This window comes from Thalassobaculum sp. (assembly GCF_965223715.1).
GTDB lineage: Bacteria > Pseudomonadota > Alphaproteobacteria > Thalassobaculales > Thalassobaculaceae > Thalassobaculum.
On record NZ_OZ245012.1, the window covers coordinates 1627164 to 1653595 of the forward strand.

The following is a 26432-nucleotide window of genomic DNA, read 5'->3' on the forward strand; positions in this document are numbered from 1 at the left end:
TGCGGTCTTCCCTGTCCATCATTGTGTCTGCACGCTTCCCCGCTCGATCACGTAGGTACGGTCGAGGAGACCGTGCAGATGTGTATCGTTGGACTCGGCGATGAGGACCGACAACCCCTCTTGTTTCAAATCCGATAGAACCTCGACAATCCGCCGCGCCAGAACCGGCGCGATCCCCTCGGTCGGCTCGTCCAGCAGCAGCAGCCGCTCGCCCACCATCAGGGCGCGGGCCAGGGCCACCAGCTTCTGCTGGCCACCGGAGAGGCTGGTCGACGCACGGGCGCGGAATTCCGCCACTTCCGGCATCAGCCTGTAGATCCAGGCGAGCCTGTCCTCGGCGTCCGGGATCTCGGTCGACCAGACCGGCAGCAGGATGTTCTCCTCCGCCGTCATGGCTGGAACCAGCTTGCGGTCCTCGGGCATGTAACCAATTCCGAATTGCGCACGCTTGAAGTCGGCCACCTTCGCCAGATCGTGGTGGTCGAAACCGATGCTGCCGGCCGAGGCGGCCAGCAGGCCCATGACGCTGCGCATGAAGGTCGTCTTGCCCGCCCCGTTGCGGCCGATCAGCCCGCACATGGCACCGGTCGGCACCTGCAGAGAGACCTGCCGCAGGATCGGGATCGGGCCGATATCGACATCGAGCCCCTGTACGTCAAGCATTGCGATCCTCCCCGGACCGGGTCAGACCGGCCCGCTCCCGCATCATCTGTCCCTGCGGCTCGTCGCCGATGACGAACTCGATGACCTTGGGATCGACCAGGGCCTCGGCCGGCGGCGCGTCGCAGATGATCTCACCCTGATAGAAGGCGAGCACCCGGCCGACATAGCGCTCGACGATCTCCATGTCGTGCTCGACGAAGAGCACGGTCACCCCGTCCTCCTTCAGCGCCGACATGACGATGTCCATGAGGCCGAACTTCTCCTCCACCGAGATGCCGGAAGTCGGCTCGTCCAGCAGCAGGATCTTCGGCTCCGCGACCATCGCCATGGCGATGTCGAGCAGCTTGCGGATGCCCTGGGGCAGCGTGCTGGCGACCTGATCGCGGTAGTCCTCGATCCGGTAGCGCCGCAGCAGGGCGTCCGCCCGCGCCTCGCGCTCCGCCAGACGCAGCGGCCGCAGCACGCCGAGCCCGTGGCTGTCGGCAATGCCGAGCGCGATCATCAGGTTGTCGAACACCGTGGCGGTCATGAAGACCTGGGCCACCTGGAACGACCGGCAGATGCCGAGCCGGGTGACCTTGCGCGGGGCGAGGCCGGTGATGTCCCGGCCGTCGAACCGGATCGTGCCGGAGCTCGGCGGCAGCCAGCCGGTGACCATGTTGACGAAGGTGGTCTTGCCGGCGCCGTTGGCGCCGATGATGCCCACCACCTCATGGGGGGCGACCGAGACATTGATGTCCTTGGCCGCGGTGACGGCACCGAAGGTCTTGTTGAGGTCGGTGGCTTCCAGAATGGCGGTCATCGGCCGGCCTCCCCGCCGTTGCGGCTGCCGAGCTTGGAGATCACCGACCACAACCCGCCGGGCAGGAAGAAGATCACCGCCAGCAGGGTACCGCCGACGATGAGCTGCCAGGCATAGGGCACCAGCTCGAACGCATAGGTCCGCAGCAGCTCGAACAGCAGGGAGCCGATGAAGGGGGCGGCCACGCTCCCAGGTCCGGACAGCACGGTGACGAAGACCAGTTCGCCCGAGACCGTCCAGTTGACCATGGATTCCGGATCGACCTGTCCCAGCGCCAGCGCCATGAAGCCGCCGGCGAGGCCGGTCAGGGCGGCGGACATGACGTATTTGCCGTGGATCGCCTGAGCGACCGAATAGCCCAGATACTCGACCCGGATCTCGTTGTCGCGCACCGCGGTGGTCAGGCTGCCGAGCACCGAGCCAAGATAGCGGTGCACCAGGACGGCGGCGAGCCAGCCGATGGCGCAGACCCCCAGGAAAAGGGCGGTGAGCTTGAGAGTGGCGTCCTCGGTCCCCATGCCGAACAGGGTCGGCTGCTCGACGCTGAACCCGTCGGTCGAGCCCAGCGCCTCGGTCTTCACCAGGATGCCGAACAGCACCATGGAGAAGGCCAGGTTCAGCATGGCGAAGAAGATCTCGCGGTACTTGCGGATGATGAAGCCCAGCGCGAAGCCGACGGCTGCGGCCACCAGCCCCGCGGCCGGCAGGGTGATCAGCACCTCGGTGATGCCCAGATCCTTGCCGAGCATCGCCACGGTGTAGGCGCCGAGGCCGAAATACAGGGCGTGGCCGAAGGAGATCAGGCCGGTGCGCCACAGCACGATCAGGCCGAGCACGGCCAGGGCGCGGGAGAAGGCGATCAGGATCTGGCTCATCAGCCAGTCCGGCAGAACGAAGACGCCGAGCAGCGCCACCAGGGCGAAGCCGATGGTCAGGCCAATGACGGTGCGGTCCATGAACTGTGTCATCTCCCCGGCCCTCAGATCTTGCGGGCCTTGGCGGGCGCGAACAGGCCCTCCGGGCGGAAGATCAGCACCGCCGCCATCACGGCATAGACCACGAACAGCTCGATCTCCGGCCATTGCAGCACCGCATAGGCCCGCAGCAGCCCGACCATCAGCGCGCCGATCGCGGCCCCGCCGATGCTGCCCATGCCGCCGATCACCACCACGGCGAAGGACAGCACGATGACCTCCACCCCGAAGCCGGGCGCCACCGAGATCGTCGGCGCGATATAGGCGCCGCCGAGCGCGCCCAGGACGGCGCCGGTCACGAACACCACGTAGAAGACGCGGCGCACGTTGACGCCCATGGCGACGGCGAGCTCGCGGTCGAAGATGATCGCCGAGACCAGCTTGCCCCAATGGGTGCGGTTCAGGACGATCCAGGAGATCAGCCCGACCACGAGGCTGAGGGCGATCATGGTCAGCTTGTAGCCGTCCTGGTAGATCCCGCCGATCTGCACGCCGGGGATCGCCAGGGTCGGCTGGAAGGCGAAATACGGGTCGACGCCGAACACCAGCAGGATGACGTCCTCCAGCACCAGGAACAGCCCGAAGGTCGCCAGCACGATGATCACTTCGTCGCGACCGTAGAGATTGCGGATGATCGTCCGCTCGATGGCAGAGCCCAGGACCAGGCCCACCGCCATGGCGGCGATCGGAATCGCGATCATGGTGCCGAGATCCGACACCCCCATGGTCGACAGCTCGCCGATCAGGAAGGCGCAGGCATACGCACCCCAGGCGTAGAAGGCGCCATGGGCCACGTTCAAGATCTTCAGCACGCCGAAGATGATGGTCAGGCCGAGCGAAACGATGAACAGGTAGGACGCGTAGCCCAGCCCCTCGACCAGAATTGTCAGTACAAGGTCCATAAAGCGATACCCGGCCGGCGGTGCCGCGAGAGGCGGGCGCGTCGGCGGTGAGAGAAAGCCTCCAACGAAAGAGTGACGGCGCCGGGCGCCGTCACTCGCGCTGTGTCTGCGGCTGTGTCAGGCGCTCAGCACTTGGCGCCGGGCATGCCCGCTTCGATCCACTCGACGCTGGTCTTGTCGGCCGGCGGCATGACGCATTCGGCCGGATAGACCTTCACATCCCGCAGTTCGAGCTGGCCGGCGCTCTCGTTCCACTGAACGATGCCGTACATGTGCTCGGTGATCGCCTGGTGGCCGTTGCCGAGCGCCATCTTCACCGGGGCGGCGAAGCTCTCGAACTCCAGGCCCTTGAGGGCGTCGCGCACCTGCTTCTCGTCCGGGAAGGACCCGGCCGCCTCGCCCGCCTTGTCGTAGGCGATCTTGGTGGCGAGGATCGCCTGGGCGTACTGATAGGCGGCACCCGACGGGTACTCGCCATAGGCCTTGTGGTAGGTCTCCACGAACCACTTGTTCAGCGGGGTGTCGCGGTCGCGGACCAGGATGCCGTACGGGCCGCGGCTGCCGATCGCCACGCCGTCCGGCAGGCGCTTGCCGAGGCGGTAGGCGCTGACGCCGCCGACGGTCAGCACGACCTTCTTCTGCTGGAAGAAGCCGCGCGGCGTCGCCTGCAGGATGAAGGCCTCGAAGTCGCCGCCCCAGAAGGAGGAATGCACCAGTTCGGCGTCGTCCAGGGACAGCGCCGAGATCTCCGAGCCGTACTGGCCGGCGAAGATCTTCGGGAACTGCGGCTTGTCGGAGACCTTGACGTCCGGCATCAGGTCGGACATCGCCAGCGTGAAATCGCGCCAGCTGTCCTGGCCCCAGGCGTAGTTCTGATTGATGCCGGTATAGGACTTCACCTCCGGCATCATCTCCTTGACGTAATGCGCGGCGGCGATGTTGTCAGCCGTGGCATGGCTCATGGTGCGGAAGACATACTCGCGCGGCGCCTCCTCGAAGATGCGCGGCGTGCCGCAGACCGCCATGACGGTCAGCTTCTGCAGCTCCTCGGCGACCGGCGCGATCGCCGCGCAGGAGCCCGAGGACACGTAGCCGACCACCGCGTCGACCTCACGCTTCTGCACGAGGTTGCGGTATTCGGAGACCTGCTTGGTGTTGCCGCCGGACTCGTCGATGTACTCGGCCGCCACCGTGGCGCCCGCGAAGCCCTTCGTGTTGTACGGGGCCGGCAGAGTGCCGTTGTTGATCGCCTCGATCACCATCTCGGCGCCGTTGCGGCCGGGAACGCCGTAGGGGCCGGCGGCCGGCCCGGACAGGAACGCAACGATTCCGAGCGATACGGTGTCCTTCGCCGCTACCGGCGCCGGCGCGGAAAGCGCGAACGCGGCAGCCAGGCCGGCGCCCAACACACCAGCAGATCTCAATGATATCATTCGTTCTTTCCCTCTCTTAAACGGTGAAGCCCGTTGCATGATCGGCGTCGCGGATGCGGGGTGGTCTGACCCGTCTTGTTGTCTCCGCGCGACCGCGGTTCGTGTAAGGGTAACCATTCTCTTCGCTGCGATGCAACGTAGAGGACCGCTTGCATGGGCCCGGCGGGAGGGTTACCTCAGTCTCCAAAATGCGTCTGAACCCCGGAGGGAGAAAGCACATGGGCGTGCAACAGAACTATATCGGCGGCAAGTGGACCGACGGCGCCACCGCCAAGGACAACGTGAACCCGTCGGATCTGACCGACATCATCGGCAGCTACGCGCAGGCCGACGCTTCCGGCGTCGCGGCGGCGGTGGATGCCGCCAAGGCGGCGGCCCATGGCTGGAACCGCTCCACGCCGCAGCAGCGCTACGACGTGCTGGAATTCGTCGGCAACGAGATCATGGCCCGGCGCGAGGAACTCGGCCGCCTGCTCTCCCGCGAGGAAGGCAAAACCCTGCCGGAAGGCATCGGCGAGGCCACCCGCGCCGCCCAGATCTTCAAGTTCTTCGCCGGCGAGGCCCTGCGCATCCAGGGCGAGAAGCTGGCCAGCGTGCGGCCCGGCGTCGAGGTGGAGATCACCCGCGAGCCGGTCGGCATCGTCGGCATCATCACCCCGTGGAACTTCCCGATCGCGATTCCGGCCTGGAAGATCGCGCCGGCCCTTGCCTATGGCAACTGCGTGGTGTTCAAGCCGGCCGACCTGGTCCCGGGCTGCGCCTGGGCGCTGGCCGAAATCCTGTCGCGCTCCGGCCTGCCGGAAGGCGTGTTCAACCTGGTGATGGGCCGCGGCTCCGTCGTCGGCGAGGCGATCCTGAACGCCGATGCGCTCGGCGCGATCAGCTTCACCGGCTCGGTGCAGACCGGCAAGCACGTGGCGGCGACCTGTGCCGGCCGTCTCGCCAAGGTCCAGCTCGAGATGGGCGGCAAGAACCCGTTCGTGGTGCTCGACGACGCCGACCTCAACGTTGCGGTGAACTGCGCCGTGAACAGCGCCTTCTTCTCCACCGGCCAGCGCTGCACGGCCTCCTCGCGTCTGATCGTGACCGAGGGCATCCACGACAAGTTCGTCAAGGCGATGTCCGACCGCATCGACACCCTCAAGGTCGACGACGCTCTCGCCCAGGGCACCGAGATCGGTCCGGTGGTCGATGAGAGCCAGCTCAAGCAGGACATGGACTACATCGAGATCGGCAAGAAGGAAGGGGCCAAGCTGATCGGCGGCGACCGTCTGAAGCTGTCGAAGGACGGCTACTACATGAAGCCGGCCCTGTTCACCGACACCACCAACGAGATGCGGATCAACCGCGAGGAGATCTTCGGTCCGGTGGCCTCGGTCATCCGGGTGAAGGACTATGATGAGGCCCTGGCCGTCGCCAACGACACCAGCTTCGGCCTGTCCTCGGGCATCGCCACGACCTCGCTGAAATACGCCTCCGACTACAAGCGCAATGCCGAGGCGGGCATGGTGATGGTCAACCTGCCGACGGCGGGCGTGGACTATCACGTGCCGTTCGGCGGCCGGAAGGGCTCGAGCTACGGTCCGCGCGAGCAGGGCCGCTACGCCGCCGAGTTCTACACCACGGTGAAGACCGCCTACATCCAGCCGTAAGAACGAAGGCCGCCGGAACGCCGGCGGCCTCTCTTACAAAAATCATCCGGTGCGGCCGGCGTCAGTGGGCGTCGGCCGCAACCGTATCCTGGGCCGGGCTGCTCTCTTCCGGCTCAGCCGAGGCCATCCGGGTCTTCTCCATATTGGCGTTCTGGAAGCTGGTCCCGTCGACCGTGCAGTCGGCGAGCTGCGCATGGGACAGGTCGCAGCCGTCCATGATCGCGCCCGACAGATTGGCAGACGAGAAGTCGACCCGCTGGAAATTGGCGCCGGTCGCCTTCGCCCCGGACAGATCGGCCGGCCAGATCCCCTTCTCCTCGCCGGAGCGCGGGTCGACCACCCGCATGGGCGTCAGGACCGCCGCCTGGAAATTGGCCTCCTCCAGGATGGCGTTGCGGAAATTGGCGCCGCGCAGGTCGCTGCGCTGGATCTGCGCGCCGGCGAGGCTGGCGGTGGTGAACTTGGTGAAGCGGAAGGAGCAGCGCCGCAGATTGGCGCCGTTCAGATTGGCGCCGGAGAAATCGGCCGCCGAGAGGTCGGCGCCGGAAAAGTTCACGCCTTCCAGGTTGCGGCCGGAGAAATCGGCCGGCGCCCCCTTTCGGCCGCCCGAGCTGATCCAGGCGAAATGGCGCACCAGCAGATCCCGCACGTCGGGCTCCAGCGCCTCCATGTCCGAGGCGATGACGCAGTCGGACAGGTCGGCGCCGGACATGTCGGCCCCGTCGAGATGGCACGACCGCAAATCGGCGCCGGTCAGGTCGGTATTGGCCAGCCTGGCGTCGGCGAAGTTCACGTCCTGCAGGTTGGCGCCGCGCAGGCTCGAATTCTCGAAGGTGGCCCCGATCAGGATCGCGCCCTTCAGGTTGGTCGCGTCCATGGCGCAGCCGTCGAAATGGGCGCCGCGGGCGGTCACGCCCATCATGTTGGCCCGGCCGAGATTGGTGCGCACGGCCCGGGCATTGTCCAGGTCGGCGCCGCCGAGATTGGTGACCGTTTCCTGGCCCTTCTTGGCGCCGATCTTGGTGGAGCGGAAATCCGCATCGGTCAGGTCGGCGGAGGACAGGCGCGCCTGCTCCAGATCGGCGCCGCGGAAGTCGGTCTTCACCAGCTTGGCACCGGTCAGGTCGGCCGCCCGGAGCTGGGTGCCGGCGAGAGAGGCCTCGGACAGGTTGGCGCCGACGAACTGGGCGCCGCGGAAATCCGCATTGCTGATCAGGGCCCGGCGCAGGTCGACGCCGTTGAGCAGCGCGCCCCGCTGCTGATGGCCGCGCAGGTCCGCCCGCTTGCCGTCACCGTAGTTGTTCAGGAAGTTGACATGCTTCCGAATGATGTCGGCAAGTTTCCAGTCCACATTGCTTGGATCGAATGCCAAGCGTCCTCTCCTCGTATCCCCACTATCACCGGCTGTAGCCGGTCGGCGCGTCTTCGGGTAACCGGCCGACGATACGCCACCTATTACTGTACCGCATAAAGGACGGCACGGCAGATCTTTTCAATCGCCATCAAAGTACTTGGCGCCTTCGGGGAGAGTTTCGAACACCATCTGGAACCGGTCTGCGGCATATCTCACATGGGAAAGCTGAACCGGCGCACCCTCCGGGTCGACATTGACGGCCTCCACGTAAAGCACGGGACGGTTGCGCGGCTGGCCGAGGATCTCGGCTTCCGTGACGTCGGGCATGCGGGCCGTCACCTTGGTCACCGCGCGGACATAGTTCGGAATGCCGTGGTGCTCCATCACCCGGGTGATGGAATGGGTGGCGTCGTAGACCTCCTGGAAATCCGGGAATCGCTTGGCCGGAAACCAGTGGTCGCCGATCGACAGCGGCCGGTCGTCGACCTGATTGACCGTCTCCACCCGCAGCACCGCGGTCCCGGGCGCCAGCCGCAGGACTGCCGCCACATCCTTCGGCGCCCGCATCCGCTTGAACGACTGCAGCCGGCCGCTCGCGGTCCGGTTGGCCCGGCGGACGTTCTCGGTGAAGCGGGTGCGCTGGCCGACCAGATATTCCAGCACGTTCTCGCGCACGAAGGCACCGCGCCCCTGCTCCACCCGCACCAACCCGCGGTCCACCAGGGCCGAGACCGCCCGGCGCAGGGTGTGCCGGTTGACGCCGAAGCGTCCGGACAGCTCCGCCTCGGTCGGCAGGCGCTGGCCCTCGGCCCAGCGGCGGCTGCGGATCTCCTCGGCGAGCGTCTCCTCGATCTGCCGCCAAACCGCCAGTCCGGAGTCCCGATCGATCGCGGTCACACCCGCCCTCCCGTCACGAAAGCTTAATCATCGGCGGCTTTACAGCCGCGGATTTGTTGATCATATTGCCTTCAACAAGTCTGGATGTCTAGACAAATCGGAAAGTCGTCGATGACCCCGAAACGCCCCACAGCCTGCTCCCCGGAACAAAGCGCCGAACGGCGCGCGCGCCAGCGCTGGATGTCCGCCCTCGCCAAGGCGAAGTTCGGCGACCTGGACTCGCTCTGGAACAACCTCCCCTCCAAGCCGGCCTGGACCGTGATCCGCGCACCGGAGGTCGGCATGGTCATGGCCCGCGGCCGCGCCGGCGGCACCGGCGCCCGGTTCAATATCGGCGAGGTGACGGTCACCCGCTGCGCCGTGCAGCTCGACTACGGCGCGGTCGGCTTCGGCTACGTCATGGGCCGCAACAAGCGGCACGCCGAACTGGCGGCGGTGGTCGACGCGATCATGCAGACGCCCTCCCGGCGCGAGGCGCTGGAGCGGGCGGTGATCGCCCCGCTCTGCCTGCGCCAGGAGGCGGCCCGGCGCGAGCGCGGCCAGAAGGCGGCCTCCACCAAGGTCGATTTCTTCACCCTCGTGCGGGAGAGCTGAGCATGGCGCCGATGACCGACATCAAGCCGGGCTTCCGCGACCCGGTGCTCGATTCCCAGGCGGTGTTCCGCGCGGTGCTCGACGCCATGGCGCGTCCGGGCAGGCTGCAGACCGTCGCGCTGCTGACCGACGCCCCCGCCCCGCTGGCCCCGGCCACCGCCGCGATCTGCCTCGCCCTGGTGGACCAGGACACGCCCCTGTGGCTGGCGCCGGACCTGCGCTCCCAGGCGGCGGAGACCTTCCTGAAGTTCCATAGCGGCTGCCCGATCGTGGACGACCGTGCCAAGGCCGCATTCGCGATCACATCCGCCGCCAAGCTGCCGTCCCTGGACGGGTTCGCGATCGGCGACGACGCCTATCCGGAGACCTCCACCACGGTCATCGTCCAGACCGGCGGCCTTGGCACCGAGGGCGGACTGACCCTGAGCGGGCCCGGCATCAAGGACACCCACCGTCTCGCCGTCACCGGCCTGCGCGCCGGCGTGTGGCGGGAATGGGCCGAGAACGGGGTGCTGTTCCCCTGCGGCATCGACCTGATCCTGGTGGACGGTGCGGCGCTCGCCGCCCTGCCCCGCACCACCAAAGTCACGGAGGCCTGAGCCATGTATGTCGCCGTCAAGGGTGGCGAGAAGGCCATCGAGAATTCCCAGAAGCTGCTGGCCGAGGAGCGCCGGGGCGACCGCAAGGTCCCCGAGCTCAGCCTTGATCAGATCCGCGAGCAGATGAGTCTCGCGGTCGACCGGGTGATGACCGAGGGTTCGCTCTACGATCCCGAACTGGCCGCCCTGGCGATCAAGCAGGCGCGCGGCGACCTGCAGGAGGCGATCTTCCTGCTGCGGGCCTATCGCACCACCCTGCCCCGCTTCGGCGATGGCGAGCCGATCGACACCGCCGAGATGAACGTGCGGCGCCGGATCTCCGCCACCTACAAGGACCTGCCCGGCGGCCAGGTGCTCGGCCCGAGCTTCGACTACACCCACCGCCTGCTCGATTTCGCGCTGGCCGCCGGCGACAACCGCCCGGTCGCCGAGATTGCCGAGGCACCGGTGGAAGGCGGCATGCCGCGGGTGACCGAAATCCTGAACTACGAAGGCCTGATCGAAACCGAACAGCCGGACAATCCGAACGATCCGGTCTTCGACCTCACCCGCACCTCGCCGCGCTATCCGGCGGAACGGGCCGCCCGGCTGCAGAATCTGGCCCGCGGCGACGAGGGCTTCCTGCTGGCGCTCGGCTACTCCACCCAGCGCGGCTACGGCAACAACCACCCCTTCGCCGGCGAGATCCGCATGGGCGAGGTCGCGGTGGAGTTCGCGCCGGAGGAGCTCGGCTTCCCGATCGAGCTCGGCGAGATCACCGTGACCGAGTGCCAGATGATCAACCAGTTCAAGGGCTCGGCGACCCAGCCGCCGCAGTTCACCCAGGGCTACGGCCTGACCTTCGGCCATTGCGAGCGCAAGGCGATGTCCATGGCCCTGGTCGACCGCGCCCTGCGGGCCCGCGAGTTCGACGAGCCGATCGACGCCCCGGCCCAGGACGAGGAATTCGTCATGGCCCATTCCGACAACGTGGAGGCGTCCGGCTTCGTGCAGCACCTGAAGCTGCCGCATTACGTCGACTTCCAGGCGGAGCTGGTCACCGTGCGGGCGCTGCGCAAGGCGTTCGAGGATCGCGTCGCGGACGACACCGTTTCCGACGCGGCGGAATGAGGAACAGAAGAATGGCTGACGTGATCGACCACCCGAGCCGCACCGCCGCCGCCGAGAAGCGCGCCGCCACCGGCTACAACTTCGCCTATCTCGACGAGCAGACGAAGCGGATGATCCGCCGCGCGATCCTCAAGGGCGTGGCCGTCCCCGGCTACCAGGTGCCCTTCGGCTCGCGCGAGATGCCGCTGCCCTACGGCTGGGGGACCGGCGGCATCCAGGTGACCGCCGCCGTCATCGGGCCGGACGACACCCTGAAGGTCATCGACCAGGGAGCGGACGACACCACCAACGCCGTCAACATCCGCAGCTTCTTCGCCAAGACCGCCGGCGTGGCGACGACGGAGAAAACGGTGGAGGCCTCGGTGATCCAGACCCGCCACCGCATCCCGGAGACGCCGCTGTCCGAGGATCAGATCCTGGTCTATCAGGTGCCGATCCCCGAGCCGCTGCGCTGGCTGGAGCCGCGCGAGACCGAGACCCGGAAGATGCATGCGCTGGAGGAATACGGCGCGATGCATGTGAGCCTGTACGAGGACATCGCCAAGTACGGCCGCATCACCAAGTCGTACAACTACCCGGTCCGGGTGAACGGCCGCTACGTGATGTCGCCGAGCCCGATCCCGAAATTCGACAATCCGAAGATGGACCGCATGGCGGCCCTCCAGCTCTTTGGCGCCGGACGCGAGAAGCGGATCTATGCGGTACCGCCTTATACCGAGGTGAAGTCGCTCGATTTTGAAGACCACCCCTTCACCATCGAGAGCTGGGACCAGTGCTGCGCCCTGTGCGGCGCCGGCGACAGCTATCTCGACGAGGTCGTGACCGACGACAAGGGCGGCAAGATGTACGTCTGCTCCGACAGCGACTACTGCGAGCAGCGCCGCGAGGCCGGCCATGTGGGCGACGGCGGCGACAGCGCCTATGCCACCCGCGACAAGATCCCGGCAGGAGACGACTGATGACCCCCGCCTCGGCTTTCGAGATGCCTTCGCCGCTGCTGCAGGTGCGCGGGCTGACCCATCGCTACGGTCCCCATATCGGCTGCCGCGACGTCTCGTTCGACCTCTATCCGGGCGAGGTGCTCGGCATCGTCGGCGAGTCCGGTTCCGGCAAGACCACCCTGCTGAAATGCGTCTCCGGCCAGATGGAGCCGACCGAGGGCTCCGTCGAATACGAGACCCGCGACGCCGGGCTGATCGACCTGTTCCGCATGAGCGAGGCGCGCCGCCGCCTGCTGATGCGCACCGATTGGGGCATCGTCTACCAGAACCCGCGCGACGGGCTGCGCATGCGGGTTTCCGCCGGCGCCAATGTGGGCGAGCGGCTGATGGCGATCGGCGACCGCCACTACGGCCATATCCGTTCCGAGGCGGTCGACTGGCTGGAGCGTGTGGAAATGGATATCGGCCGTATCGACGACATGCCGCACACCTTCTCCGGCGGCATGCAGCAGCGCCTGCAGATCGCCCGCAATCTGGTCACCAAGCCGCGTCTGGTCTTCATGGACGAGCCGACCTCCGGCCTGGACGTGTCGGTGCAGGCCCGCCTGCTCGACCTGGTACGGGGGCTGGTGCGGACCCTCGGCATCGCCTGCGTGATCGTTACCCACGATCTCGGCGTGGTCCGGCTGCTGTCGCACCGGCTGATGGTGATGAAGGGCGGCAACGTGGTGGAGAGCGGCCTGACCGACCAGGTGCTCGACGACCCGCAGCATCCCTACACCCAGCTCCTCGTCTCCTCGATCCTTCCGGTGTGATGCCATGACCCAGCTCGACGACACCGTGATGCTCCACGCCCAGGGCCTCGCCAAGCACTTCATCCTGCACAACCAGGGCGGGGTGAAGATCGACGTGTTCGAGAAGGTGGAGTTCACCGCCCGCCAGGGCGAATGCGTGATCCTGGCCGGCCCCTCCGGCTCCGGCAAATCCACCCTGCTGCGCTCGCTCTACGCCAACTACAAGCCGCAGGCCGGCTCGATCTATGTCCGCCACGGCGAGGCCTGGGTCGATCTGTGCTCGGCCCGGCCGTTCCAGATCATGGAGATCCGCCGCGACACGCTCGGCTATGTCAGCCAGTTCCTGCGGGTCATCCCGCGCGTCGCCACCCTCGACCTGGTCTGCGAACCGCTGATCGGCCAGGGCCTCAGCGAAGAGGGTGCGAAGAAACGGGCGGCCACCATCCTCACCCGCCTGCGCATTCCCGAAGCGCTCTGGTCCCTGCCGCCCTCGACCTTCTCCGGCGGCGAGCAGCAGCGCGTGAACATCGCCATGACCTTCGTGCAGGATTATCCCATCCTGCTGCTGGACGAGCCGACCGCCTCGCTGGACAAGGACAACCGCGAGACGGTGGTCGACCTGATCAACGAGGCCAAGGCCCGCGGCGCTGCCATCATCGGGATCTTCCACGATGCCGAGGTGCGCGAAGCCGTCGGCACCCGGTCCTACGACGTCACCGAAGCGAGACAGGCCGCATGAACCACGCCCTCACCCTGACCAACGCGCAGATCGTCCTCGACGACGAGATCGTCCTCGGCACCCTGCGGATCGAGAACGGGCGCATCGCCGATGTCAGCAGCGGCGGCACCGGCGTGACCGCGGCCGAGGATCTGGAGGGCGACTATCTCTGCCCCGGTCTGGTGGAACTCCATACCGACAATCTGGAGAAGCACGTCCAGCCACGCCCCAAGGTGAAATGGCCGACCTCGTCGGCCCTGCTCGCCCACGATGCCCAGGTGGTCGCCTCCGGCATCACCACCGTGCTCGACGCCATCGCCGTCGGCGGAACCTTGAGCGAGGACGTGCGCGACTATCTGGTCCGGGAATCCTCCGAGGCGATCCACGCCTTCCGCGCCGACGGCCTGCTGCGCGCCGACCACCACCTGCACATGCGCTGCGAGGTAGCGCATAAGGACGTGCTGACCCTGTTCGAGCCGTTCAAGAGCGACCCTCTGGTGAAGCTGGTCTCGCTGATGGACCACACGCCGGGCCAGCGCCAGTTCGTGAACCTGGAGAAGCTGCGGGTCTACTACAAAGGCCGCCACCACCTGGACGATGCCGCCTTCGAGCAGATGATCATCGACCGCAAAGAGGCGCAGATCCTGTATTCGGACAAGCACCGCCGGATTCTGGTCGAGATGGCGCACGAGGCCGGCTACCCGCTCGCCAGCCATGACGACGCCACCGTCGAGCATGTGGACGAGGCCGCCGAACTGGGCCTGACCATCAGCGAGTTTCCCACGACCCTGGAGGCGGCCAAGGCCGCCCACGCCAAAGGGCTGCGCACCATCATGGGCGGGCCGAACGTGGTCCGCGGCGGCTCCCATTCCGGCAATGTGTCCGCCGGCGAGCTGGCCGAAGCGGGCGTGCTCGACTGCCTGTCCAGCGACTACGTCCCGGCCAGTCTTCTGCACGGCGCGCTGCTGCTGAACAGCCAGCACGGCATCGCCCTGCCCAAGGCCCTGGCGACGGTCACCCGCAACCCGGCCGAGATGGTCGGCATGGAGGATCGCGGCCGGATCGTGAGCGGCCGTCGCGCCGATCTGGTGCGGTTCCGGGCCCTGCCGGACGGCGTGCCGGCGGTCCGGCGGGTGTGGCGCGAAGGCATGCGGGTGCTGTGATGGACGGCCTGAAATCGAGCCCGAAGAAGCTAAAAGCCGACGGCCCCCTCATCCACCCGGACGCCCATGTGAAGGACAGCACCTTCGGCGCCTGGACCGAGGTCGGCGCCCGCTCCAGCGTGGTGGAGAGCAGCTTCGGCGACTACAGCTACGTCGTCTCCGACAGCCAGATCATCTACACGACGGTCGGCAAGTTCGCGAACATCGCCTCCCACACCCGGATCAACCCGGGCAACCACCCGCATTGGCGGGCCAGCCTGCATCACTTCATGTACCGGGCCGCCTCCTACGATCTGGGCGAGGACGAGGAAGAGTTCTTCGACTGGCGCCGGGACCATCACTGCACCATCGGCCACGACACCTGGATCGGCCATGGCGCTGTGGTCATGGCCGGGGTCAGCGTCGGCGACGGGGCGATCATCGGATCCGGCGCCATCGTCACCAAGGACGTGCCGGCCTACACCATCGTGGTCGGCAATCCGGCCCGGGTGTTGCGCCGCCGGGTGTCGGAGGCGACCGAGGAGAAGCTGCGCCGGATCGCCTGGTGGGACTGGAGCCACGACCTGCTGCGCGCGCGCATGGCCGATTTCCGCTCGCTGGAGGCGGACGCCTTCGTCGAGAAATACGCGGACTGACCGGCCGATGACCCGAGGCACGCTCATCCTGGTCGTCGGACCGTCCGGGTCCGGCAAGGACACGCTGATCGACGCCGCCAAGGCCGCGCTGGCCGACGATCCGCGCTTCCACTTCCCCCAACGCGACATCACCCGCCCGGCCGAGGCCGGCGGCGAGGACCACAACCCGGTCGACACCGGCACCTTCGACGCGCGCAAGGCGGCCGGCGCCTATGCCCTGAGCTGGGGCGCGCATGAGCTGTTCTACGGCGTGCCGGTTTCCATCGCCGACATCCTGGCCTCAGGCGTGTCGGTCGTGGTGAACGTCTCCCGTTCGGTGATCGACGAGGCGCGCATGAGCTTTCCGCCAACGGCCGTGGTCAGCCTCTCGGTGCCCGAGACCGTTCTGCGCCAGCGGCTCGCCGCCCGCGGCCGGGAGAGTGCCGAGCAGATCGAGGCCCGGGTCGCCCGCGCCGCCGCGGTGCCGGTCTCCGGCGAGAACGTGTTCGAGGTGGTCAACGACGACACGGTGGAGACGGCGGTCGCCCGCTTCCTCGCCGCCCTGCAGGCGGCGTCCGCGCTCTCCCGATAGGAGAGAGACTCCGCGTCTTGCGCCGGGCAAGAATCCGGTTACCGTCGCGCCCCATGAAAACCGATGTTGATTACATCTACGGCGAGACCCTGCCCGAACCGGGCACGGCCATGGAAGTCGCACCCGGAATCCGCTGGATCCGGATGCCCCTGCCCTTCGCCCTCGACCATGTGAACCTGTTCCTGCTGGACGACGGTCCGGACGGCTGGGTGCTCGTGGATACCGGAGCCGCGCTGAAGCCGACCCAGGATCTCTGGGAGCTGGTGCTGGCGAACGAGCTCCAGGGCAAGCCGATCTCGCAGATCATCGTCACCCATTTCCACCCGGACCATGTCGGCAATGCCGGCTGGCTCCAGGACCGCACCGGCGCGCCGCTGTGGATGAGCCGCAGCGAGTGGCTGTCCGCACGGGTCAACCGCGCCGAGCCGCCGGAGCAGTTCCAGACCTATGCCCCGGATTTCTACAGCCGGGCCGGCCTGTCGGACCTGCTGGTGGCGGAGCTGCGCGACCTCGGCAACCACTTCCACTCCCTGGTCTCGCCGGTGCCGCCGATCTATCGCCGGATCAGCGAGGAGACAGCCCTGGAGATCGGCGGCCGGACCTGGGTTCCGATCCTGTCCGGCGGCCACTCTCCGGAGCATATCTGCCTGTACTGCCCGGACGACAACCTGGTGCTGGGGGGAGACTTCCTGCTGCCGCGGATCTCGCCGAACGTGTCGGTCTGGTGGAACGAGCCGGAGGGCAACCCGCTGGCCGACTACATCCGGTTCCTGCAGAACCTGGACTACATGGAGCACGACATCCTGGTGCTGCCGTCCCACGACCGGCCCTATCGCGGCCTGCACGAGCGCCGGGCCGACCTGATCGCCCACCACCACGAGCGGTTCGACCTCGCTCTGGAGGTCTGCGCCGAGCCGTCCACGGCGGCGGACGTCATGTACAAGATGTTCAAGCGCCAGCTCGACGCCCATCAGAGCCGCTTCGCCATCGGCGAGGCGCTGGCGCACCTGAACTACCTGGTGGAGGACGGGCAGCTCGACCGCAGCCTGGACGGCGACGGGGTGTGGAGGTATCGGGCGGAGGTGTGAAGGCGGGTTTCGTTCCGCCTCTTCCCCCTCACTCTCCTCCTCATTCACTCCCCGGATTTATTCCGGGGCCCACCGGTCCGAGTTCCGAATGCCCGACCATACTGCTCCAAAGGCGAAGCGCGCTCTGGCGTAGGCCCCGGAATAAATCCGGGGAGTGAATGAGGGTAGGTGACGGCTGAGGAAACCCTCTTCTCTTCCGTCTCCCCGCCCTCGCGCCGGGGTCCAGGGGGACGCTCACTGGAACCCGCTCAGGCGCTCCAGCACGCACCACCCTCGATCCCGGCAAAGGGCCGGGACGACGCCCTTGCAAGAAATCCCGCCACAGAAGCCCCTCGAACCCGCACCCGGATTCGTGGAATACTGACCCCGTGCCGCGTCCGTCTCATGGGGACGCAGCACCCGGAGGAGCGGAAAACCGCCCCCGGCCTTGGGAGGATACCCCGGAAGTCTGCCCATCACCCGTTCGGGCGCGGTGACCAGGAGGGTTGTTCCCAGTGTCCCAGGCCGAAACCTCCCGCGACGACCAGCCCGACGTTCCCGGCGACACCAATATCCGACCGCTGCGCCCGGCATCCCACGACCTGGTGGCCTGGTGCCTCGACCGGCTGAACCATCACGACGCCATCGCCCAGCACGACCCGCTCGCCACCGGTGTGCGCAGCCTCGCCATCGACCTGCTGGAGCATCTGCAGGACGGCGCCCTCGACCTCGCCTCCCTGCATTCGGTTGTCCGCCAGATCAGCGACCGCGCCCTGATCGACCGGGCCGGCCGCCTGCGCGAGCAGTGCCCGCCGGCCGACTGGACGGCCACCGTGAAGGCCGCCCTCGCCCCGCTCGAGGAGGCCGGGGTGGCGGAGATCCGCGCCGCCGTGGAGACCACGCGCGCCGGGGTGGTGTTCACCGCCCACCCGACCTTCGCCCTGTCGCGCCGGATGCGCGCCATCCTGGCCGGGATCGCCAGCGGCGAGGCCGACGCGGTATCCGCTCTCGGAGACGTCCCCCACGCGCCCGATCCGGCGATCACCCTGGGCACCGAGCATGAGGATGTGCGCGCCGCCCTGCTGAACGCCCAGGACGCCCTGCGCAAGCTGAACCGTGCCATCCTCGACTGGCTGGAAGTCCACGTTCCGAGCAAATGGTGGAGCCTCCGCCCCGCCCCGCTGCAGCTCGCCACCTGGGTCGGCTACGACCTGGACGGCCGCACCGACATCCACTGGGCGGAGACCCTGCGCTTCCGGCTGGAGGAGAAGGCGCTACAGCTCGCCCGCTACCGCGACGGGCTGGCCGAGATCGGCGGCGACGGGGTGCTGCCGCTGATCGAGCGACTGTCCGCCGCCGAGGCCGAGACCGCCGCCCAGGCCGCCCAGTTCGCCGGCGACCTGGAGGATCCGGACGTGGTGGTGGCCGCCGCCAACCGGCTGACCGCCGACGGGCCGGGGCGGCTGACCTCGCTGGCCCCGATCCTGGAGGCGATGGACACACTGATCGCCGAGGAGAGCGACACCGCCCGGCGCAAGGCGCTCTGCGTGCTTGCCGCCGAGATGGCGGCCTGCGGGCTCGGCATCGCCCGGATCCACCTGCGGGTCAATGCCGCCCAGGTCCGCTCCGCCGTGCAGGCCGATCTCGACCTGTCGGGTCTGGCCGAGTTCCACGACCGCCGGGCGCTAGCCGCCGCGGCAGAGAAGACCGCGGAGACCACGGCCGCGAACGTGAATTTCGGCGCGGTGCTCCAGGAAAGCATGACGGCGCGCCGGCAGATGATGCTCTGCGCCCAGATCCTCAAGCATATCGATGCCGACGCGCCGATCCGCTTCCTCATCGCCGAGGTCGAGGCGCCGGCCACCATCATGGGGGCCGTCTATCTCGCCCGGCATTACGGCGTCGCCGACAAGCTCGACATCTCGCCGCTGTTCGAGACGCCGCCGGTGATCGAGCGCGGCGGAAGGTTCATGGAGCGGCTGTTCGACGAGGAGGAATACGTCGCCTATATCCGCGGCCGCGGCCGGGTCAGCCTGCAGTTCGGCTTCTCCGACAGCGGCCGGTTCATGGGCCAGATCGGCGCCAACCTGGCGATCGAGCGGCTGCAGATCCAGGTCGCCCGCGCCATGGCGGACCGTGGGATCGACGACGTGGAGGTGCTGCTGTTCAACACCCATGGGGAGTCCATGGGCCGCGGCGGCTTCCCCGGCACGCTCGCCGAGCGGTTCGACCATCTCTTCACCCCCTGGGCCCGGGCGCGCTACGCCCAGAAGGATTTCAGGGCGCTGGCGGAGATGAGCTTCCAGGGCGGCGACGGATACCTGTACTTCACCACCCCCGCGCTGGCCGAGGCCACCACGTGCGGCATCGCCGCCTGGGCCTTCGCCCCGCCCGGCATCGAGTCGCCTGCCGAGGACGCGTTCTACGCCGATATCGACTTCTCCTGGGACATCTACCGGGCGGTGAAGTCCTGGCAGGAGGCGCTGTTCGAGGACGAGCATTACCAGGACGTGCTGGGCGCCTTCCCGCCGAACCTGCTGCCCGCCACCGGCTCGCGCAAAACGCGGCGGCAGAGCGGTACGTCCAAGGGGGCCGGCGCGCGCGGCATGCGGGCGATCCCGCACAACGCCGCCCTGCAGCAGCTCGCCGCCCCGGCCAACGTCATGGGCGGGCTCGGGCTGGCAGCCCGGCGCGAGCCGGAGCGGTTCCTCGCCCATATCGAGGGCTCGCCCCGGTTCTCCAGGCTGATGGTCATGGTGATGCGGGCGCGGCGGCTGACCAGCATGGCGGTGCTGCGGACCTATGCGGATCTCTACAGCCCGAGCTTCTGGACCATCCAGGCGTCGCGCACCGACAGTGAGGATGCGGCCAAGGTCGCCTATCGCATCGCCGACCGGCTGAGCCGGCGCGACCACGACCACGCGATCCAGCGGCTCGCCAACCTGCTGTCCCGTGACCGCCGCCAGCTCGACACGGTCTGCGCCGACATGGTCGGTGACGACAGGAGGGGGGACGGGATCGGCGACCGCAGCTTCCCCCGCGAGCTTTATGTGCTGCATGCGGTGCGGCTGGTGCTGGTGATGCAGGCCTTCTCGCTGACCGCGTCGACGCCGGGCTTCTCCCACCGCCACGACCTGACCCATGAAGTGCTGATCGACATGGCGCTGGACCTGCGCTTCGCCGAGGTGGCGGAGACGATCGAGACCATCTTCCCGATCAGCCAGGAGGCGGCGGAGGCGTTCTCCGCCCTGACCGAACCCAGCGACATCGCCGCCGAGCAGGCGGGCTACCCGGAAATCAAACGCGGCATCGCCGACCCGCTGCGCTGGATCGACGGGGCGATCAAGGAGATCAGCGTGGGGATCGCGCATTTCTATGGGGCGTATGGGTGATTGGGAGGAACTCCCAACCTCTCCCACTCCCCGGATTTATTCCGGGGCCCACGCCTGAGATCGAAGGGTCGTTTGGGCGATGATCGCAACCGCCCGCGTTTGGCCTAACCGTAGGCCCCGGAATGAATCCGGGGAGTGAATGAAGAGGGGAACTCACGCCCCCCTCAATCCATTGGCCCGACCACCCCGCTGACCAGGTTCTCGCGATACAACGCCGCCTCGTCCAGCCAGGCGCCCGCCCGCTCGAACCGGTCGATCACCTTTGCCGTCGCCGCCTCCAGCTCCGCGCGGATCGCCTGGGCGTCCTCCACCGACACTTCCTCGAACCGGATCTCGTCCCCCGGCCGCAACCGCCCCAGCCGCGGCACGTCGGCGGAGATCACCGTGCCGACCTTCGGATAGCCGCCGGTGGTCTGGTGGTCGGCCAGCAGCAGGATCGGCATGCCGTTGCCCGGCACCTGGATCGCGCCGGTGACGATGCCGTCGGACACGATGTCGTGGCCCTTCACGTGGGTCAGCGCCGGCCCGTCGAGCCGGATGCCCATGCGGTCGGCCTCCCGCGTGCAGGTATAGGTCTCGGCGAACAGCCCCGCGATGCTCTCGTCGGAGAAGAAATCGTCCTGCGGCCCCAGCACCACCCGGATCGGGCCGGTCACCCGGGCCCAGTCCAGGTCCGGACACTTCATCTCGCTGCGCTCGCCGACGCTGTCCTGGGCCAGCGGCAGCAGGTCGCCGTCCTTCACCGCCCGACCCTCGATGCCGCCGACCTGCGAGCGGGTATAGGTGGCGCGGGAGCCGTAGACCTCCGGCACGTCGATCCCGCCTTCCACGGCGAGATAGGCCACCCCGGTATCGGACAGCCCCCCGATCCGGAACTTGGTCCCCCGACCGAACCGCACCGAGCGGTTGGCGTCCACCGGCCCGCCGCGCTCCCCCTGGACCTCCAGGGCGGCCACGGTGCCGACCAGGGCGACGCGCACGGAGTCCGCCTCGACCTCAAGGGTCGGGCCCATCACCCGCAGTTCCAGAGCGGCCGCACCCGGCTCGTTGCCGACCAGCGCATTGGCGATCGCGAGCGCGACCGGGTCGAGAGCGCCCGAGGGCGGCACCCCCAGATGCTGGACATGGGGCCGGCCGAGATCCTGGATGGTCGGCGCGAAGCCGGCGCTGACGACGCGAAGCCCGCTCATGCGCCGTCTCCCGAACCGGTCAATTCCTGGGGCGAAATCACCGGATCGCCCTCGTCGGCCCGCGCCCGCATCTCATTATAGGTGGCCTCGTCGATCTCGTAGAACTGCACGCTGTCCCCGGCGTTTAGCAGGATCGGCTCGGCGCGGCGCAGGTCGAACAGCTCGATCGGCGTGCGGCCCAGCAGGTGCCAGCCGCCGGGCGATTCCTTGGTGTAGATGTTGGTCAGGTTGGTGGCGATGGCGACCGAGCCGCCCGGCACCCGCACCCGCGGCTCGGTGCGGCGCGGCAGGGAAAGTTCGTCCGGCAGCGTGCCGAGATAGCCCAGGCCCGGCATGAAGCCCATCATGTAGCACTCGTAGGTGCCGGAAGAGTGGATCTCCACCACCTTCTCCGGACTCATGCCGGTGCGCTCGGCGACCTCGTCCAGATCGGGGCCGTAGGTGCCGCCGTACAGGGTCGGCACGCGCCAGAGCCGGCCGCCGCTCGCCTCGTCGCTGAGATCGGGCAGCAGGGCGTTGACCTTCTCCTCGATCTCGGCCCGGCGGACGACCGTCGGATCGTAATGCACCATGAGCGATCGGAAGGTCGGCACAAGGTCGACGATCCCCGCCATCTCCGCCGCCCGCAGCGCCCGACCGAGGCTCGTCACCCGCCGGTTGATGGCGCGGTCGACGACCGTTCCGAACTCGACCACCACGGCCGTATCGCCCGCCGCCAGGAAGCGCGGTGCCGGTACCGTTTCGTCTGGCGTGGCTGGAGGCATGGACCTGTCCGTTCGTGGGGTGTTTACTCAGACCAGTTCCCACCTCCGTAGGATGAAGTCGCAATGGCTCGCAAGGTCAATTTGAACGCCGACATGGGTGAAGGTTTCGGCGATTACGACATCGGCAACGACACCGAGATGCTGAAGATCATCAAATCGGCCAATGTCGCCTGCGGGTTCCATGGCGGCGACTGGAACGTGATGGACCGGGTCTGCAAGCAGTCGAAGGAGCGCGGCGTCTCCGTCGGCGCCCATCCGGGCTTCAACGATCTCTGGGGCTTCGGGCGCCGCCGGATCCAGATGGCGACCGACGACGTGGAGCGGATGGTCTGCTACCAGATCGGCGCGCTGCAGGCGATGGCGGCGGCCAACGGCATGAAGGTCACCCATGTGAAGACCCACGGCGCACTGGGCAACATCTGCGCCGTCGAGCTGGACTGGGCCCAGGCCATCGGCCGGGCGATCAAGGCGGTCGACCCGTCGCTGATCTTCCTCGCCCCGACCGGCTGCAAGATGATCGAGGTTGCCCAGGACATGGGTCTGACCTTCGCCTCGGAGGTCTTCGCCGACCGCACCTATGACGACGACGGCAACCTGACCCCGCGCAGCCAGCCCAACGCCATGGTTCACGACCCGGACGAGGCCGCCGAGCGGATCATTCACATGATCCAGAACCAGGAAGTGGTCTCCACCTCCGGGAAGCACGTGCCGGCGGTGGTCCACAGCATCTGCGTCCACGGCGACGGCCCGACCGCGGTCGCCGTGGCCACCAAGGTCCGCGCCGGCATCGAGGCGGCCGGCATCGACATCGTTCCCCTTCCCGAGATGGAGCTTGGCTGACCCATGACCTCACCCGCCTTCTCCCACGCCGAATACACCGCCCGTCAGGACGCCGTCCGGCGCTCCATGGAGAAGGCGGGCATCGACACCCTGGTCGTCACTGAGCCGGCCAACATGTGCTACCTGACCGGCTATGACGGCTGGTCGTTCTACACGCCGCAATGTCTGCTGGTGGCGCTGAAACTGGACGAGCCGGTGCTGATCGTGCGCGGCATGGACGCCAATGCCGGCAAGGTCACGACCCATCTGCGCCACGAGAACATCCTGGGCTTCCCGGACCACTACGTGCAGCAGCCGGACCGCCACCCGATGGACTGGGTGGCCGAAGAGATGGGCCGCCGCGGCATCAACGGCGGCACCGTCGGCCTGGAGATGGACAGCTACTACTTCTCGCCGATGGCCTACGAGCACCTGAAGAAGGCGCTGCCGAACGCCCGCTTCGCCAACGGCAACAACGTCGTGAACTGGGTCCGGGCGATCAAGTCGCCGGCCGAGATCGCCTATATGCGCGAGGCCGCCAAGATCATCGCCGAGACCATGCGGGTCGGCATCGAGGCGGTCCGGCCCGGCGTGCGCCAGTGCGACGCGGTGGCGCAGATCTACGACACCGCGATCCGCGGCGTGGACGGGATCGGCGGCGACTATCCCGCCATCGTGCCGATGCTGCCCTCGGGCGTCGGCGCCTCCACGCCGCATCTGACCTGGTCGGACGCGCCGTTCAAGTCCGGCGAGGCGACGATCCTGGAGCTGGCGGGGGTGCGCCGGCGCTACCACTGCCCGATGGCCCGCACCGTGTCGCTGGGCAAGCCGCCGCAGAAGCTGGCCGATGCCAGTGCGACGATCTGCGACGGCATCGCCGCCGCCCTGGAAGCCGCCAAGCCGGGGGCGACCTGCGAGGAGGTGGAGGCCGCCTGGCGCCGCGAGCTGGCGAAGTCGGGCTTCGAGAAGGAGAGCCGGATCGGCTATTCCGTCGGCCTGAACTACCCGCCGGACTGGGGCGAGCACACCATGAGCCTGCGCCCGGGCGACAAGACCGTGATCCAGCCGAACATGACCTTCCACATGATTCCCGGCCTGATGCTGGACGATTGCGGCATCGAGATCTCGGAATGCTTTCTCATCACCGAGACAGGGGCAGAGTGCTTCTACGACTTCCCGCGGCCGATGGTGGTGAAGGACTGAGGCCAAATGGCCGCGACGGTGAGGATTTCGTCGTCGCGGCACCCCCACGGCAAATGTCACACGCCGCCTAATTCTTCCATATAGTCGTCAGTAAATCTTGCAGTGCAACAAAAGATCGCTATTTTCCGGCCATCCCAACGTTGGTGGCCCCCGAAATGTCGCTCCGTAATATCGCGATCATCGCGCATGTCGACCATGGCAAGACGACCCTTGTCGACGTTCTGCTGAAGCAGTCCGGTACCTTCCGCGAAAACCAGCAGACCGCTGAGCGGATGATGGACAGCAACGACATCGAGCGCGAGCGCGGGATCACCATCCTCGCCAAGTGCACCTCCGTCGACTGGAAGGGCACGCGGGTCAACATCGTCGACACGCCGGGCCACGCCGATTTCGGCGGCGAGGTGGAGCGCATCCTGACCATGGTCGACGGCGCCCTGCTGCTGGTCGACGCCTCGGAAGGCCCGATGCCGCAGACCAAGTTCGTGCTCGGCAAGGCGCTGGCCCTGGGCCTGCGCCCGATCGTCGTGGTCAACAAGGTCGACAAGCCCGAACAGCGCGCCTACGAGGTGCAGGACGAGGTCTTCGACCTGTTCAGCGCGCTCGGCGCCGACGAGCACCAGCTCGACTTCCCGACCATCTTCGCCTCGGCCAAGATGGGCTGGGCCTCGGAGACCCCGGACGAGAAGGGCACCGACATGGCGGTGCTGTTCGAGCGGATCGTCGCCCATGTGCCGCAGCCGACCGTGCAGCCGGACGAGCCGTTCTCCATGCTGGCCACCACGGTGGAGAGCGACCCGTATCTCGGCCGCATCCTGACCGGCCGCATCCAGTCCGGCCGGATCAAGCCGAACACCAGCCTGAAGGCCCTGTCGCGCACCGGCAAGGAGCTGGAGCGCGCCCGCGTGTCTAAGATCCTGGCCTTCCGCGGCCTGGAGCGCACCCCGCTGGAGAGTGCGGAGGCGGGCGACATCGTCGCCATCGCCGGCTTCTCGGAGGCCACCGTCGCCGACACGCTCTGCGCGCCGGAGGTGGAGGCCGCCCTGCCCGCCAACCCGATCGACCCGTCCACAATCGCCGTCACCTTCGCGGTGAACGACAGCCCGCTGTCCGGCCGCGAGGGCGAGAAGATCACCTCGCGCCTGATCCGCGACCGCCTGTTCCGCGAGGCCGAGGGCAACGTCGCCATCCGGGTCAAGGAAACCGAGGACAAGGACGCCTTCGAGGTGGCCGGCCGCGGCGAGCTGCAGCTCGCGGTGCTGATCGAGCAGATGCGCCGCGAGGGCTTCGAGCTGTCGATCAGCCGCCCGCGCGTGCTGCTGAAGACCGATCCTGAGACCGGCCAGCGCCAGGAGCCGATCGACGAGGTCTTCGTCGATGTGGACGAGGAGTTCTCCGGTGCGGTGATCGAGGCGATCACCATGCGCAAGGGTGAGCTGCTGGAGATGAAGCCGTCCGGCGGCGGCAAGCAGCGGCTGGTGTTCAGCGCCCCTGCCCGCGGCCTGATCGGCTACCACGGCGAGTTCCTGACCGCGACCCGCGGAACCGGCATCATGAACCGGGTGTTCCAGGGCTATGCCCCGTACAAGGGCCCGATCCCCGGTCGCCGCGCCGGCGTTCTGGTCTCCATGGAACAGGGCGAGGCGGTGGCCTATGCCCTGCAGAACCTGGAAGAGCGCGGTCCGCTGATGGTCTCGCCGGGCGACAAGGTCTATTCCGGCATGATCCTGGGCGAGCACAACAAGGGCCAGGATCTGGAAGTGAACCCGCTGAAGGCCAAGCAGCTCACCAACTTCCGCGCGTCCGGCAAGGACGACGCCCTCGACCTGACCCCGCCGATCCGCATGACCCTGGAGCGGGCCATCGCCTATATCGAGGACGACGAGCTGGTCGAGGTGACGCCGAAGAGCATCCGCCTGCGCAAGCGCTTCCTCGACCCGCATGAGCGCAAGCGCATGCTGAAGAAGAGCGTCCAGCAGAGCGCGTGACCCTGGCCGTGGGCGCCCGGTACGTCCGGGCGCCCTTTTCCAAAACCATTCCCTACGCCCCTTGCCATAGACGACAGGCCTTTAGACGCCATTATATTATACTCGTATAACTTGACTTTTTCTCCGTAAACTACTATTTATCTGTATTAGCACACTTATCTAGTGTAAAAACTAGCATAGGACTGTTTAACTAGGCCGTCCTTTATGACA

The 26432-nt window shown here is 67.6% G+C and carries 24 protein-coding genes; 15 read left to right on the plus strand and 9 right to left on the minus strand.

Going from position 1 to position 26432, the window contains the following annotated elements; translation table 11 throughout:
* Nucleotides 1-18 precede the first annotated feature (18 nt).
* The 5 genes from ACOQOP_RS07620 to ACOQOP_RS07640 all read right to left on the minus strand — a co-directional run bounded on the left by ACOQOP_RS07620 (nt 19) and on the right by ACOQOP_RS07640 (nt 4750).
* Nucleotides 19-663: an ABC transporter ATP-binding protein gene (locus tag ACOQOP_RS07620; protein WP_420565721.1), complete on the minus strand. Its 645-nt coding sequence runs from the start codon at nt 661-663 to the stop codon at nt 19-21.
* Entirely contained in the window at nt 656-1465 is an 810-nt protein-coding gene (locus ACOQOP_RS07625; protein WP_420565722.1) for an ABC transporter ATP-binding protein, read from the minus strand. The genes ACOQOP_RS07620 and ACOQOP_RS07625 overlap by 8 nt, the downstream gene beginning before the upstream one ends.
* Nucleotides 1462-2433 carry a branched-chain amino acid ABC transporter permease gene (locus ACOQOP_RS07630; protein WP_420565723.1) on the minus strand — a complete coding sequence of 324 codons (972 nt, stop codon included), beginning with the start codon at nt 2431-2433 and terminating at the stop codon, nt 1462-1464. Before ACOQOP_RS07630 ends, ACOQOP_RS07625 begins: the two co-directional genes overlap by 4 nt.
* 11 nt (nt 2434-2444) lie before the next feature.
* Nucleotides 2445-3341, minus strand: coding sequence for a branched-chain amino acid ABC transporter permease (locus tag ACOQOP_RS07635; RefSeq protein WP_420565724.1), 897 nt, complete (start codon nt 3339-3341; stop codon nt 2445-2447).
* Nucleotides 3342-3466: 125 nt separating this feature from the next.
* Complete coding sequence (locus ACOQOP_RS07640) at nt 3467-4750, minus strand: ABC transporter substrate-binding protein (RefSeq protein WP_420565725.1); 1284 nt, start codon at nt 4748-4750, stop codon at nt 3467-3469.
* A 242-nt stretch (nt 4751-4992) separates the two neighbouring features.
* On the opposite strand from ACOQOP_RS07640, the gene ACOQOP_RS07645 reads away from it, so the two are divergent.
* Nucleotides 4993-6426, plus strand: a complete 1434-nt coding sequence (locus tag ACOQOP_RS07645) for an aldehyde dehydrogenase family protein (RefSeq protein ID WP_420565726.1) — start codon at nt 4993-4995, stop codon at nt 6424-6426.
* Nucleotides 6427-6487: 61 nt separating this feature from the next.
* Here ACOQOP_RS07645 and ACOQOP_RS07650 read toward each other — a convergent pair whose 3' ends face one another.
* Together ACOQOP_RS07650 and phnF are read right to left on the minus strand one after the other, a co-directional pair.
* Nucleotides 6488-7798, minus strand: a complete 1311-nt coding sequence (locus ACOQOP_RS07650; RefSeq protein ID WP_420565727.1) for a pentapeptide repeat-containing protein — start codon at nt 7796-7798, stop codon at nt 6488-6490.
* 120 nt (nt 7799-7918) lie between these two features.
* Nucleotides 7919-8677: a phosphonate metabolism transcriptional regulator PhnF gene (phnF, locus tag ACOQOP_RS07655; protein ID WP_420565728.1), complete on the minus strand. Its 759-nt coding sequence runs from the start codon at nt 8675-8677 to the stop codon at nt 7919-7921.
* Nucleotides 8678-8788: 111 nt separating this feature from the next.
* Between phnF and phnG the strand changes: the two genes are divergently transcribed.
* The 11 genes from phnG to ACOQOP_RS07710 all read left to right on the plus strand — a co-directional run bounded on the left by phnG (nt 8789) and on the right by ACOQOP_RS07710 (nt 20261).
* Nucleotides 8789-9271: a phosphonate C-P lyase system protein PhnG gene (gene phnG / locus ACOQOP_RS07660; RefSeq protein WP_420565729.1), complete on the plus strand. Its 483-nt coding sequence runs from the start codon at nt 8789-8791 to the stop codon at nt 9269-9271.
* Between the two features lie 2 nt (nt 9272-9273).
* Nucleotides 9274-9870, plus strand: a complete 597-nt coding sequence (gene phnH / locus ACOQOP_RS07665; RefSeq protein WP_420565730.1) for a phosphonate C-P lyase system protein PhnH — start codon at nt 9274-9276, stop codon at nt 9868-9870.
* 3 nt (nt 9871-9873) lie between these two features.
* Nucleotides 9874-10980, plus strand: a complete 1107-nt coding sequence (locus ACOQOP_RS07670; RefSeq protein ID WP_420565731.1) for a carbon-phosphorus lyase complex subunit PhnI — start codon at nt 9874-9876, stop codon at nt 10978-10980.
* Between the two features lie 11 nt (nt 10981-10991).
* Complete coding sequence (locus ACOQOP_RS07675) at nt 10992-11939, plus strand: alpha-D-ribose 1-methylphosphonate 5-phosphate C-P-lyase PhnJ (protein WP_420565732.1); 948 nt, start codon at nt 10992-10994, stop codon at nt 11937-11939.
* Nucleotides 11939-12736, plus strand: coding sequence for a phosphonate C-P lyase system protein PhnK (gene phnK / locus ACOQOP_RS07680; protein ID WP_420565733.1), 798 nt, complete (start codon nt 11939-11941; stop codon nt 12734-12736). Before ACOQOP_RS07675 ends, phnK begins: the two co-directional genes overlap by 1 nt.
* A 4-nt stretch (nt 12737-12740) precedes the next feature.
* The gene (gene phnL / locus ACOQOP_RS07685; RefSeq protein ID WP_420565734.1) at nt 12741-13454 is read left to right on the plus strand and encodes a phosphonate C-P lyase system protein PhnL; all 714 of its coding nucleotides are present in this window, start codon (nt 12741-12743) and stop codon (nt 13452-13454) included.
* On the plus strand, nt 13451-14596 hold the full coding sequence (locus ACOQOP_RS07690) for an alpha-D-ribose 1-methylphosphonate 5-triphosphate diphosphatase (RefSeq protein WP_420565735.1): 1146 nt from the start codon (nt 13451-13453) through the stop codon (nt 14594-14596). The genes phnL and ACOQOP_RS07690 overlap by 4 nt, the downstream gene beginning before the upstream one ends.
* Nucleotides 14596-15231 carry a DapH/DapD/GlmU-related protein gene (locus ACOQOP_RS07695; RefSeq protein ID WP_420565736.1) on the plus strand — a complete coding sequence of 212 codons (636 nt, stop codon included), beginning with the start codon at nt 14596-14598 and terminating at the stop codon, nt 15229-15231. The genes ACOQOP_RS07690 and ACOQOP_RS07695 overlap by 1 nt, the downstream gene beginning before the upstream one ends.
* A gap of 7 nt (nt 15232-15238) precedes the next feature.
* On the plus strand, nt 15239-15802 hold the full coding sequence (gene phnN / locus ACOQOP_RS07700) for a phosphonate metabolism protein/1,5-bisphosphokinase (PRPP-forming) PhnN (RefSeq protein ID WP_420565737.1): 564 nt from the start codon (nt 15239-15241) through the stop codon (nt 15800-15802).
* 53 nt (nt 15803-15855) lie between these two features.
* A complete protein-coding gene (locus tag ACOQOP_RS07705) occupies nt 15856-16890 on the plus strand; it encodes an MBL fold metallo-hydrolase (protein WP_420565738.1) in 1035 nt (344 codons plus the stop codon).
* A gap of 494 nt (nt 16891-17384) precedes the next feature.
* Nucleotides 17385-20261, plus strand: a complete 2877-nt coding sequence (locus ACOQOP_RS07710) for a phosphoenolpyruvate carboxylase (protein ID WP_420565739.1) — start codon at nt 17385-17387, stop codon at nt 20259-20261.
* Nucleotides 20262-20425: 164 nt separating this feature from the next.
* Here ACOQOP_RS07710 and ACOQOP_RS07715 read toward each other — a convergent pair whose 3' ends face one another.
* Together ACOQOP_RS07715 and pxpB are read right to left on the minus strand one after the other, a co-directional pair.
* Complete coding sequence (locus ACOQOP_RS07715) at nt 20426-21451, minus strand: biotin-dependent carboxyltransferase family protein (RefSeq protein WP_420565740.1); 1026 nt, start codon at nt 21449-21451, stop codon at nt 20426-20428.
* The gene (gene pxpB, locus ACOQOP_RS07720; protein WP_420565741.1) at nt 21448-22215 is read right to left on the minus strand and encodes a 5-oxoprolinase subunit PxpB; all 768 of its coding nucleotides are present in this window, start codon (nt 22213-22215) and stop codon (nt 21448-21450) included. The genes ACOQOP_RS07715 and pxpB overlap by 4 nt, the downstream gene beginning before the upstream one ends.
* Before the next feature lie 63 nt (nt 22216-22278).
* Here pxpB and ACOQOP_RS07725 point away from each other — a divergent pair, with 63 nt between their 5' ends.
* From ACOQOP_RS07725 to typA, 3 genes are all read left to right on the plus strand, one after another.
* Complete coding sequence (locus ACOQOP_RS07725; protein WP_420565742.1) at nt 22279-23055, plus strand: LamB/YcsF family protein; 777 nt, start codon at nt 22279-22281, stop codon at nt 23053-23055.
* A gap of 3 nt (nt 23056-23058) precedes the next feature.
* Nucleotides 23059-24237 (plus strand): M24 family metallopeptidase, encoded by a 1179-nt coding sequence (locus ACOQOP_RS07730; protein WP_420565743.1) that lies wholly within the window; start codon nt 23059-23061, stop codon nt 24235-24237.
* Between the two features lie 155 nt (nt 24238-24392).
* Nucleotides 24393-26222 carry a translational GTPase TypA gene (gene typA / locus ACOQOP_RS07735; RefSeq protein ID WP_420565744.1) on the plus strand — a complete coding sequence of 610 codons (1830 nt, stop codon included), beginning with the start codon at nt 24393-24395 and terminating at the stop codon, nt 26220-26222.
* Nucleotides 26223-26432: the final 210 nt, after the last annotated feature.

Coding starts and splice junctions, on each gene's coding strand:
- ACOQOP_RS07705 (WP_420565738.1), top strand. CDS start 15,856: ATGAAAACCGATGTTGATTACATCTACGGCGAGACCCTGCCCGAACCG.
- pxpB (WP_420565741.1), bottom strand. CDS start 22,215: ATGCCTCCAGCCACGCCAGACGAAACGGTACCGGCACCGCGCTTCCTG.
- phnN (WP_420565737.1), top strand. CDS start 15,239: ATGACCCGAGGCACGCTCATCCTGGTCGTCGGACCGTCCGGGTCCGGC.
- ACOQOP_RS07695 (WP_420565736.1), top strand. CDS start 14,596: ATGGACGGCCTGAAATCGAGCCCGAAGAAGCTAAAAGCCGACGGCCCC.
- ACOQOP_RS07690 (WP_420565735.1), top strand. CDS start 13,451: ATGAACCACGCCCTCACCCTGACCAACGCGCAGATCGTCCTCGACGAC.
- ACOQOP_RS07620 (WP_420565721.1), bottom strand. CDS start 663: ATGCTTGACGTACAGGGGCTCGATGTCGATATCGGCCCGATCCCGATC.
- ACOQOP_RS07670 (WP_420565731.1), top strand. CDS start 9,874: ATGTATGTCGCCGTCAAGGGTGGCGAGAAGGCCATCGAGAATTCCCAG.
- phnG (WP_420565729.1), top strand. CDS start 8,789: ATGACCCCGAAACGCCCCACAGCCTGCTCCCCGGAACAAAGCGCCGAA.
- ACOQOP_RS07645 (WP_420565726.1), top strand. CDS start 4,993: ATGGGCGTGCAACAGAACTATATCGGCGGCAAGTGGACCGACGGCGCC.
- phnK (WP_420565733.1), top strand. CDS start 11,939: ATGACCCCCGCCTCGGCTTTCGAGATGCCTTCGCCGCTGCTGCAGGTG.
- ACOQOP_RS07625 (WP_420565722.1), bottom strand. CDS start 1,465: ATGACCGCCATTCTGGAAGCCACCGACCTCAACAAGACCTTCGGTGCC.
- ACOQOP_RS07635 (WP_420565724.1), bottom strand. CDS start 3,341: ATGGACCTTGTACTGACAATTCTGGTCGAGGGGCTGGGCTACGCGTCC.
- ACOQOP_RS07730 (WP_420565743.1), top strand. CDS start 23,059: ATGACCTCACCCGCCTTCTCCCACGCCGAATACACCGCCCGTCAGGAC.
- phnH (WP_420565730.1), top strand. CDS start 9,274: ATGGCGCCGATGACCGACATCAAGCCGGGCTTCCGCGACCCGGTGCTC.
- ACOQOP_RS07715 (WP_420565740.1), bottom strand. CDS start 21,451: ATGAGCGGGCTTCGCGTCGTCAGCGCCGGCTTCGCGCCGACCATCCAG.
- ACOQOP_RS07630 (WP_420565723.1), bottom strand. CDS start 2,433: ATGACACAGTTCATGGACCGCACCGTCATTGGCCTGACCATCGGCTTC.
- typA (WP_420565744.1), top strand. CDS start 24,393: ATGTCGCTCCGTAATATCGCGATCATCGCGCATGTCGACCATGGCAAG.
- ACOQOP_RS07725 (WP_420565742.1), top strand. CDS start 22,279: ATGGCTCGCAAGGTCAATTTGAACGCCGACATGGGTGAAGGTTTCGGC.
- ACOQOP_RS07675 (WP_420565732.1), top strand. CDS start 10,992: ATGGCTGACGTGATCGACCACCCGAGCCGCACCGCCGCCGCCGAGAAG.
- phnL (WP_420565734.1), top strand. CDS start 12,741: ATGACCCAGCTCGACGACACCGTGATGCTCCACGCCCAGGGCCTCGCC.